At 73.9% G+C, this 9,507-nt stretch carries 7 protein-coding genes; 6 read left to right on the top strand and 1 reads right to left on the bottom strand.

The window, feature by feature from the left end:
- The first annotated feature begins 164 nt into the window (after positions 1-164).
- Genes DVA86_RS21810 through DVA86_RS21800 form a run of 3 tightly spaced genes read left to right on the top strand, consistent with a single transcriptional unit; the run spans position 165 to position 3,387 of the window.
- Positions 165-1,190, top strand: coding sequence for a FecCD family ABC transporter permease (locus tag DVA86_RS21810; RefSeq protein ID WP_208880698.1), 1,026 nt, complete (start codon positions 165-167; stop codon positions 1,188-1,190).
- A gap of 2 nt (positions 1,191-1,192) precedes the next feature.
- Positions 1,193-2,362 carry a FecCD family ABC transporter permease gene (locus DVA86_RS21805; protein ID WP_208880696.1) on the top strand — a complete coding sequence of 390 codons (1,170 nt, stop codon included), beginning with the start codon at positions 1,193-1,195 and terminating at the stop codon, positions 2,360-2,362.
- 5 nt (positions 2,363-2,367) lie between these two features.
- The gene (locus DVA86_RS21800) at positions 2,368-3,387 is read left to right on the top strand and encodes an ABC transporter ATP-binding protein (RefSeq protein WP_208880694.1); all 1,020 of its coding nucleotides are present in this window, start codon (positions 2,368-2,370) and stop codon (positions 3,385-3,387) included.
- On the opposite strand, the gene DVA86_RS21795 is transcribed toward DVA86_RS21800, so the two are convergent.
- Positions 3,371-4,318 (bottom strand): methionyl-tRNA formyltransferase, encoded by a 948-nt coding sequence (locus tag DVA86_RS21795; protein WP_208880693.1) that lies wholly within the window; start codon positions 4,316-4,318, stop codon positions 3,371-3,373. The two genes, DVA86_RS21800 and DVA86_RS21795, sit on opposite strands and share 17 nt — an antisense overlap.
- Positions 4,319-4,402: 84 nt before the next feature.
- Between DVA86_RS21795 and DVA86_RS21790 the strand changes: the two genes are divergently transcribed.
- Genes DVA86_RS21790 through DVA86_RS21780 form a run of 3 tightly spaced genes read left to right on the top strand, consistent with a single transcriptional unit; the run spans position 4,403 to position 9,473 of the window.
- Positions 4,403-5,743 carry a lysine N(6)-hydroxylase/L-ornithine N(5)-oxygenase family protein gene (locus DVA86_RS21790; protein WP_208880691.1) on the top strand — a complete coding sequence of 447 codons (1,341 nt, stop codon included), beginning with the start codon at positions 4,403-4,405 and terminating at the stop codon, positions 5,741-5,743.
- Positions 5,740-7,509: an ABC transporter ATP-binding protein gene (locus tag DVA86_RS21785; RefSeq protein ID WP_245996902.1), complete on the top strand. Its 1,770-nt coding sequence runs from the start codon at positions 5,740-5,742 to the stop codon at positions 7,507-7,509. Before DVA86_RS21790 ends, DVA86_RS21785 begins: the two co-directional genes overlap by 4 nt.
- The gene (locus DVA86_RS21780; protein ID WP_245996900.1) at positions 7,506-9,473 is read left to right on the top strand and encodes an ABC transporter ATP-binding protein; all 1,968 of its coding nucleotides are present in this window, start codon (positions 7,506-7,508) and stop codon (positions 9,471-9,473) included. The genes DVA86_RS21785 and DVA86_RS21780 overlap by 4 nt, the downstream gene beginning before the upstream one ends.
- Positions 9,474-9,507: the final 34 nt, after the last annotated feature.

The following is a 9,507-nucleotide window of genomic DNA, read 5'->3' as shown; positions in this document are numbered from 1 at the left end:
CCCGAGTATGTGGAACCGGCTGAGCCGGAGGACCGCGGTCATAGTAAGGTAAGGATTACCTAACAAAAAGCCCCACTGTGGCCGGACCGCGGGCCGGAGCCCGTGCGTCTCACTATGCTCAAGGCCCGCCGTACCCAAGGGAGTCAGCAGTTGGAGGCAGCACGGTGACCGGGCGCGGAGGGCTCCGCCCCGCTCTTCTCGTGGCGCTGCTCGGCGCCGTCCTTCTCGCGCTCTGTCTGCTGTCGCTCGCCGTCGGCGCGGCCGGCATCCCGCCGGACCAGGTGGTGCGCGCGCTGTTCGGGCACGCGCCGAGCCCTCTGGTGGAGAACGTCGTGTGGTCGGCGCGCATGCCCCGTACGGCGCTCGGCCTCGCGGCGGGCGCGGCGCTCGGCCTGTCGGGCGCGCTGATGCAGGCGCTGACCCGCAACCCCCTCGCCGACCCCGGGATCCTGGGCGTCAGCGCGGGGGCGTCGTTCGCGCTGGTGCTGGCCATCGGGGTGTTCGGGCTGGGCTCGTTCTACGGGTACGTGTGGTTCGCCTTCGCCGGCGCGCTCGCCGCGAGCGTCCTGGTGTACCTCCTGGGCCGGCTCGGGCGCTCCGGGCTGACCCCGGTCAAGCTCGCCCTCGGCGGCATCGCCGTGACCTCCCTGCTGACGTCGCTGACCAGTGCCGTGGCGCTGACCGACCCGGAGGCGCTGGACCGCTTCCGGTTCTTCTCGGCGGGCACGATGGCCGACCAGGACGCGGGCGCGGTGCTGCGCGTCCTGCCGTTCCTCTGCGTGGGCGCGGTGCTGGCCCTGGCCTGCGCGCCCGCGCTGAACAGCCTCGCGCTGGGCGACGACGTGGCGGCCTCGCACGGGCGGCGGCTGGGCCTCGTACGGCTCCAGGGCGTCGCCGCCGTGACGCTGCTGACGGGCGCGGCGGTGGCGGTGATCGGGCCGGTCGTGTTCATCGGGCTGGTGGTGCCGCACATCGCTCGCGTGCTGGCCCAGTCGGCGGGGATCGGGCCGGACCAGCGCTGGCTGCTGCCGCTGTCGGCGGTGCTGGCGCCCAGCCTGCTGCTGGCCGCGGACATCGTCGGACGGGTCGTCGCACGGCCCACGGAGGTGCAGGCGGGGGTGGTCGTCGCGTTCATCGGCGGGCCGTTCTTCATCGCCATGGTGCGCCGCCGCAATCTGGCGGAGGTGTGAGCATGACGGACACGGGGTCCACGGGGTCCACGGGGAGCGCGGGGAGCGCGGGGAGCGCGGGGAGCGCGGTGACGCTCGCGAAGTCTCCTGCGGACACGGGCGGTTCGGAGCCGCTTCCGGAACCGGCCGTACGCGGCTTCCGTACGTACCGGCTGGGCAAGCCGCCCGTCTCCGGCGTGTTCCGGCCGCGGCTGGTGGCGGTGTGCGCGGTGCTCGCGGCGGCGGTCTTCGGGGTGTTCTGCTGGGGGCTCTCGTTCGGCGACTACCCGATCGCGCTGCCCGACGTCGTACGCGCCCTGTACCGCTCCGGCGACCCGGGCACCGTGCTGGTCGTGCAGGAACTGCGACTGCCGCGCGCCCTCGTGGGGCTGCTGGCCGGGGTCGCCTTCGGCGTCTCCGGCGGGCTGTTCCAGACGCTCACCCGCAACCCGCTGGCGAGCCCCGACATGATCGGCCTCACGCAGGGCGCGGGCACGGCCGTGGTGGCGGGCATCGTGCTGGGCTGGGACGGCGGCCTGGGCACGCAGGCGCTGGGCCTGTTCGGCGCGCTGGCCACGGCGCTGCTGGTGTACGTGCTGTCCTGGCGGCGCGGCACCACCAGCTACCGGATCATCCTCGTCGGCATCGGCGTCGCCTGGATCTGCACCAGCGCCACCGACTACCTGGTGGCCAGGGGCGGCCGGTTCCAGGCGCAGGCCGCGCTCGGCTGGCTGGTGGGCAACCTCAACGGCCGTACGTGGTCCCAGGTCGCCCCGCTCGCCGCCGCCGTGGCCGTCCTGCTGCCCGCGGCGCTGCTCCTCGGCCGCCAGTTGCGCACGCTGCAGCTCGGCGACGCGGTCGCCACCGGCCTGGGCACGCGGGTGCAGACGGTGCATCTCGCGGTGCTCCTTACGGGCGTCGGGCTGGTCGCGTTCGGCACGGCGGCTGCCGGGCCGGTCGCGTTCGTGGCGCTCGCGGCGCCGCAGATCGCGCAGCGGCTGGCGGGCACGGCGTGGCCGCCGACGCTCGCGGCGGGGCTGACGGGCGCGCTGATGGTCCTGGGCTCCGACCTCATCGCCCGTACCCTCATCTCCGGCACGGAACTGCCGGTCGGAATCGTCACCGGCGTGCTCGGCGCGCCGGTCCTGCTCTGGTTGCTCGTCCGCGCCAACCGCGCGGGTTCAGGAGGCTGAATCGCATGTCGGCTGATCCCACACCGGCTCCCGCGCCGTCGAACGCGCCGCCGTCCGCGCCGCCCGCGCCCTCGTCCGCGAAGGCGGCCGGGAAGGGGGCCGGGAAGGCGCCCGCACAGGCTGCCCACCCGGAGCTGCGCGCGCGGGACCTGCGCCTCGCCTACGACAAGTTGCCCGTGGTCGACGGCCTCGACCTGGCCGTGCCGCCCGGCCGGATCACCGCCATCGTCGGCGCCAACGCCTGCGGCAAGTCCACACTGCTCCGCGCCCTCGCCCGGCTGCTCGCGCCCCGCGCCGGCGCCGTACAGCTCGACGGCCGCGCCCTGCACTCCATACCCACGCGGGAGCTGGCACAGCGCCTCGGCATCCTCCCGCAGGGCCCCGTCGCGCCGGAGGGGCTGACGGTGATCGACCTGGTCAACCGCGGGCGTTCGCCGCACCAGACGTGGTGGCGGCAGTGGTCGAAGAGCGACGAGCGCGCCGTGCACGGGGCGCTGGCCGCCACCGGCATGACCGGCCTCGCGGCCCGGCCGGTGGACGAGCTGTCCGGCGGGCAGCGGCAGCGCGCGTGGATCGCCATGGCGGTCGCGCAGGGCACGCCCGTACTGCTGCTGGACGAGCCGACGACGTATCTGGACCTGGCGCACCAGATCGACGTCCTGGATCTGATCACCGACCTCAACCGGCGCGAGGACCGCACCGTCGTGATGGTGCTGCACGACCTCAACCACGCCTGCCGGTACGCCGATCACGTCATCGCCATGAAGTCCGGGCGGATCGTCGCCGAGGGCGCGCCCGGCGACGTGATCACCGCCGAGACCGTCGAGGACGTCTTCGATCTGCGCTGCCAAGTCGGCGAGGACCCGGTCAGCGGCACACCGATGGTGATCCCGATGGGACGGCACCACGGCGCCGGCGCCGCCCCGCAGGAGACGGCGGCCGCGCCGGAACAGAAACAGCGGGAGGAGCCGGACCGGTCCCGCGGGCAGGACCCCGCCGTGAGCCCGCTTACGGCCTCGCCGTGAGGTAGCCGCCCATCGTGCGGAAGTAATCGGACGCCGCGTGCTCGGCGCCGTCCTCCGTACGCACCCGCTGCACGAGCAGCCCGTGCAGCCGTCCGCTCCTGGCCTCCGCGCCCGCGACGACGACCACGCCGTCGCCCTCCGGAATGAAGATCCGGCCGGGAGTGCCGCCGTAACGCCCCTCCGACACGGCGGCCTTGACGATGCGCAGCCGCTTTCCGCGGTGGTACGTGAACGCGTTGGGGTACGGGTCGCACTGCGCGCGCACCAGCCGGTCCAGGTCCTCGGCGGGCCAGGTCCAGTCGATGCGGCTGTCCTCGAGGCTCCGCTTGTGGAAGAAGCTGGCCCGGCTGCGGTCCTGCGGCAGCCACCGCGCCTGCCCGGAGGCGATCAGGTCGAGGGACTCGCGTACGACGGGCGTGATCAGGTCGACCGTACGGTGGAACAGGTCGGTGACGGTGTCGTACGGGCCGACGGGCACGGCGCGCTGGAGCAGGATGTCGCCCGCGTCGAGTGCGGCGTTCATCCGGTGTGCGGTGACGCCGACTTCCTTCTCGCCGTTGATGAGCGCCCAGATGAGGGGTGAGAAGCCGCCGTAGGCGGGGAGCAGCGAGTCGTGCACGTTGAGCGTGCCGTGCGGCGGGAGGTCGAAGACGGCCTCGGGCAGCAGGGTCCGCCAGTTGTTGGCGACGATGATGTCCGGCTCCGACTCACGGAGCGCGGCGAGGAGTTCGGGGTCGTCGGGCCGGTTCCGGAGGAGGACCGGAACGTCGTGTTTCGCGGCGAGATCTGCGACCGAGTCGTCCCATATCTTCTCGTACGCGTGGTCGCTCTTGGGGTGCGTCACGGCCATGACCACCTCGTGATCGGATTCCAGCAGCGCCTGGAGCGTGCGGTGCCCCCAGGTCTGATAGCCGAACATAACGACCCGCATATTCGATCCTCTCCTCGGAGCCACGTTGCAAGGTAAGCCTAACCTTATCTATCCTCAGGGGCGCCGAGGGGAAGGGAAGTTGCGGTGAACTCACTGCACGACACGCCTGACACCGTCCATGACGTGCTCGGGATCGGCTTCGGGCCGTCCAATCTGGCACTCGCCATCGCGATCGAGGAGCACAACGCACGTGCCGCCCCCGAGGAGAGGATCCGGGCGCGGTTCCTGGAACGGCAGCCGTCGCTCGGCTGGCACCGCGGGATGCTCATCGACGACGCCACGATGCAGGTGTCGTTCCTCAAGGACCTGGTGACGCTGCGCAATCCGGCCAGCGAGTTCAGCTTCCTGTGCTTCCTGCGGGAGCGCGGCCGCCTGGTGGACTTCCTCAACGCGAAGACGCTGTTCCCGCTGAGGATCGAGTTCCACGAGTACTTCGAGTGGGCCGCGGCCCGCGTCGCGGACCAGGTCACGTACGCCGCCGAGGTCGTGTCCGTGGACCCGGTGACGACGGAGGACGGGGAGATCCGCTGGTTCGACGTGGTGAGCCGGGACCCCGCCGCGCCGGAGCGCACCGTCGTACGCCGGGCCCGCAACGTCTCGGTCGCCGTCGGACTCGAACCCCATCTGCCGCCCGGCACCGCGCTGTCGGACCGCGTGTGGCACAACAGCGAACTGCTGCCGCGCGTCCGCGCTCTGACCGAGTCCGGCGCGCCCGTGGGCCGCATCCTGGTGCTGGGCGCCGGGCAGAGCGGCGCCGAGGCGGTCGACTATCTGCACCGGTCGTTCCCGGCGGCGGAGGTGTGCGCGGTCTTCGCCAAGTACGGCTACACGCCCGCCGACGACAGCCCGTTCGCCAACCGGATCTTCGACCCGGAGGCGGTGGACGTCTTCTTCCGCGCCGCCGCCGACGTGAAGCAGTCCCTCCTCGACTACCACCGCGGCACCAACTACTCGGTGGTGGACATGGACCTCATCGAGTCGCTGTACGCCACCATGTACCGCGAGAAGGTGCAGGGCCGCGAACGCCTCCGGATGCGCAACGTCTCCCGGATACGGGACGTACGCGAGCGGGACGGCCGGCTGGAGGTCTCCGTCGAGTATCTGCCCACCGGGGAACGCGAGTTCCTCGACGCCGATCTGCTCGTCCACGCCACCGGCTACCGCCCGCGCGACATCGGCGCCCTCCTCGGCGAGGCCGCCAAGCTCTGCCTGCGGGACGAGGCGGACGCCGTACGCGTCGGACGCGACCACCGCGTCGAGACCGCGCCCGGCACCACCGCCGGCATCTACCTCCAGGGCGCCACCGAGCACACGCACGGCATCACGTCCTCGCTGCTGTCCAACACCGCCGTACGCTCCGGCGAGATCCTCGACTCCCTGCTCGCCCAGCGCGCGAGCGCCGTGCCCGTACGGACCGGCGGGTGAGCGCGGAGCCGGGGGTGGACGCGGAGCGGCGGGTGAGCGCGGAGCGGCCCGCGCCGTCGGGAAACGACGTCCTCAAGGCGGCCGTCGGCGAGCAGCGCCGGGGCGTGGCGATCGGCGCGCTCCTCGGCGCCGGGCACCAGGTGGGCGAGGCGCTGGTGCCCGTCCTGATCGGTGTCGTCATCGACCGGGCGGTGGCCGGATCGGACGCGGGCGCGCTGGCGCGCTGGCTCGTCGTCCTCGCCGTGGTCTACGCGGGGCTGGCGCTGAGCTTCCGGTTCGGCGCCTGGTCCGGTGAGCGGGCCGCCGTACGTGCCGACCACGACCTGCGCGTACGGCTCGTACGGCGGGTGCTGGAGCCCGGCGGCGGCGCCGAGGAGGGGCGGCTGCCGGGAGCGCTCGCGAACATCACCACCGAGGACGCCCGGCGCGTCGGCGCCGTCAACATGGCGCTGATGCTGGGGATTTCCGCGCTGACCGGCATCCTCGTCTGCGCCGTCGTGCTGCTGCGCACCTCCGTGCAGCTCGGCCTGGTGGTGCTGCTGGGCACGCCCGTACTGCTGTGGCTCGGGCACCTGCTGAGCAAGCCGCTGGAGACCCGCAGCGAGGCCGAGCAGGAGCGGGCGGCGCACGCCTCCGCCGTCGCCGCCGACCTGGTGTCCGGGCTGCGGGTGCTCAAGGGCATCGGCGGCGAGGCCGCGGCACTCCACCGCTACCGCACCACCAGCGGCGACTCGCTCCGGGCCACACTGCGGGCCGCGCGCGCACAGGCGTTCCAGAGCGGCATGGTGCTGGCCCTGACGGGCTGTCTGATCGCGGCCGTCGCGCTGGTCGGCGGGCGGCTGGCCACCCAGGGCAGCATCAGCCTGGGGCAGTTGGTGTCGGCGGTCGGGCTCACGCTGTTCCTGCTCGGGCCGCTGGAGGTGCTCGCGTCGGTCAACGCCGAGATGGCGCAGGGCCGCGCGTCGGCCGGGCGGATCGCCGAGGTGCTGGCCACGCCGTACGCCGTACGCGCCGGGGACGGCGCCCTGCCGCGGCCCGTACGCGGCGCGGTACGGCTGCGCGGCGTGCGCCACGGCGGCCTGGACGGCGTGGACCTGGACATCGAACCCGGCGAACTGCTGGGCGTGGTCGCCACGGACCCGGCGCACGCGGCGGCGCTGCTGCGCTGCCTGGCCCGGCACACCGACCCGGACTCCGGTGACGTGGAGCTGGACGGCGTGCCCCTGCGGGACCTGGACCCGGGCGAACTGCGTACGGCGGTGCTGGTGGCCGACCACGACGCGGACCTGTTCGAGGGGACGGTACGCGGCAATGTGGCGGGTTCAGTCGGCACGTCCGGCGATGCGACCGGCGATCCGGCCGGCGATCCGGCCGTTGTGGACGCGGCGATGGAGGCGGCCGGTGTGACGCAGGACCTGCGGGCGCTGCCGTACGGGGACGGCACAGCCGTCAGCGAACGCGGCCGCTCACTGTCCGGCGGGCAGCGCCAACGGGTCGCGCTCGCCCGCGCGTTGGCGGCCGACCGGCCCGTGCTGGTGGTGCACGATCCGACGACCGCCGTGGACGCCGTGACGGAGGCCCGTATCGCGGCCGGCATCCGGCAGACCCGCAAGGGCCGTACGACCGTCCTCGTCACCACCAGCCCCGCGCTGCTGTCGGTCACCGACCGCGTGGTGCTGCTCGTCGAGGGGCGGATCGCGGATACGGCGCCGCACACGGACCTCGTACGCCGCCACGAGACGTACCGCGCGGCGGTGCTGGCATGAGCGACGACGCTCCCCGGAAGGCGGAGGACGGCATGACGGACGGCGTGGACGGTACTGACGGCGGCGTGGACGGCCCGTACGCAGAGGGTGCCGGGGACGGCGCTCGCACGCTGCTGCCCACCGCGGCCCCCGCCCGTACCCGCGCAGTGGTGCGGCGGCTGCTGCGGCCCCACCGCGCCCTGGCGTACGGCGGGTTCGCGGCGATGGTCGGGGCGACGGCGGTGGGTCTGCTCGTACAGCCGCTGCTCGGCCGCATCGTGGACGTGGTCAACGACCAGCGGTCCGCCGACGCGCTCACGCTCCCGGTCGTGCTGCTGGCCGTGGTGGCGCTCGTGCAGGGCGGCACCACCACGCTCGGGCTGTCGCTGGTGTCGCAGCTCGGCGAGACCGTACTGGCGCGGCTGCGCGAGCAGTTCGTCGAACGCGCCCTGCGGCTGCCGCTGGAACGCGTCGAGGAGGCGGGCGCGGGCGACCTGACCGCCCGTGTGACCGGCGACGTGTCGCGGGTGGGCGAGGCGGTGCGTACGGCGCTGCCCGAACTGGCCCGCTCCGTGCTGGCCATCGTGCTGACGCTGGCGGCGATGGCCGCCCTGGACTGGCGGTTCCTGGTGGCGGCGCTGCTCGCGGTGCCGATCCAGGCGTACACGGCCCGCTGGTACGTACGGCACGCCGTCCCGCTCTACGCCCGGCAGCGGATCGCCACCGGGGCACAGCAGCAGCAGCTGCTCGACACGATCTCGGGCGCGGGCACCGTACGGGCGTTCCGGCTGGAGGAGCAGCACACGGCGCGGGTCACGGAGCGCTCGTCGGCGGCGGTGGACCTGACGATGCGCGGGGTCGGGCTGGTGCTGCGGTTCTACAACCGGCTGCACATCGCCGAGTTCACCGGCCTCGCGGCGGTCCTCGGCACCGGGTACTGGCTGGTGCGCGAGGACGCGGTGTCGATCGGCACGGCGACGGCGGCGGCGCTCTACTTCCACAGCCTCTTCACCCCCGTCAACGCCGCGCTGGTGCTGCTCGACGACGCGCAGTCGGCGACCGCCTCGCTCGCCCGGCTCATCGGGGTGGCGGACGAGGCACCACCGGAGGAGCCACCCGCGGAGAAGGCACCCGCGGAGAAGACCCCCGCGGAGAAGGCACTCGCGGCCAAGGCACCCGCGGACAAGACCGGTCCGGAGGAAGCTCCGTACGAGGACGCCGCCGAGCCGCCCGCCGCCGTCACCGCCTCCGGCGTCACACACGCGTACGAACCCGGCCGCCCCGTCCTCCACTCCGTGGACCTCACGCTCCACGCCGGTGAACGCGTGGCGCTGGTCGGCCCGACCGGCGCGGGCAAGACCACGCTCGCCAAGCTCGTAGCGGGCATCCACCAGCCCGGCTCCGGCTCCGTACGGCTGGCCGCGGGCGCGCGGCACGACGGGGGGCTGCCGGTCGCGCTGGTCACCCAGGAGACGCACGTGTTCGCCGGGCCGCTGGCGGACGACCTGCGGCTGGCGCGGCCCGGCGCCGACGACACCGAACTGCGCGACGCGCTCGCCACCGTGGGCGCCCTGGACTGGGCGGAGGCGCTGCCGGGCGGGCTGCTGACCGTCGTCGGCGAGGGCGGCCACCGGCTCACCCCGGCGCAGGTGCAGCAACTCGCCCTGGCCCGGCTGGTGCTGGCCGACCCGCCGGTGGCCGTGCTCGACGAGGCGACCGCCGAGGCCGGCAGCACCGGCGCACGCGCGCTCGAACGGGCCGCCGCGCGCGCCGTCGAGGGCCGCGCCTCGCTGGTCGTCGCACACCGGCTCACGCAGGCCGCGTCGGCGGACCGGATCGTCGTCATGGACGGCGGCCGGATCGTGCAGAGCGGCACCCACGACGAACTGCGCGGCGCCGACGGCCCGTACGCCGAGCTGTGGGAGGCCTGGTCCGGCAGCCGCGCCACGCACGGCGCACCCGCCGACGCTCCCGGCGTCACCTGACTCCATCCCCCGTCCCCGCCCCCCACACGTACCC

The sequence above is a fragment of the Streptomyces armeniacus genome (assembly GCF_003355155.1).
In the GTDB taxonomy this organism is placed as follows: Bacteria; Actinomycetota; Actinomycetes; order Streptomycetales; family Streptomycetaceae; genus Streptomyces; species Streptomyces armeniacus.
Note: the sequence above shows the minus strand (reverse complement) of the source record. Positions and strands in the feature narration are given on the sequence as shown.

Coding starts and splice junctions, on each gene's coding strand:
- DVA86_RS21780 (WP_245996900.1), top strand. CDS start 7,506: ATGAGCGACGACGCTCCCCGGAAGGCGGAGGACGGCATGACGGACGGC.
- DVA86_RS21800 (WP_208880694.1), top strand. CDS start 2,368: ATGTCGGCTGATCCCACACCGGCTCCCGCGCCGTCGAACGCGCCGCCG.
- DVA86_RS21805 (WP_208880696.1), top strand. CDS start 1,193: ATGACGGACACGGGGTCCACGGGGTCCACGGGGAGCGCGGGGAGCGCG.
- DVA86_RS21795 (WP_208880693.1), bottom strand. CDS start 4,318: ATGCGGGTCGTTATGTTCGGCTATCAGACCTGGGGGCACCGCACGCTC.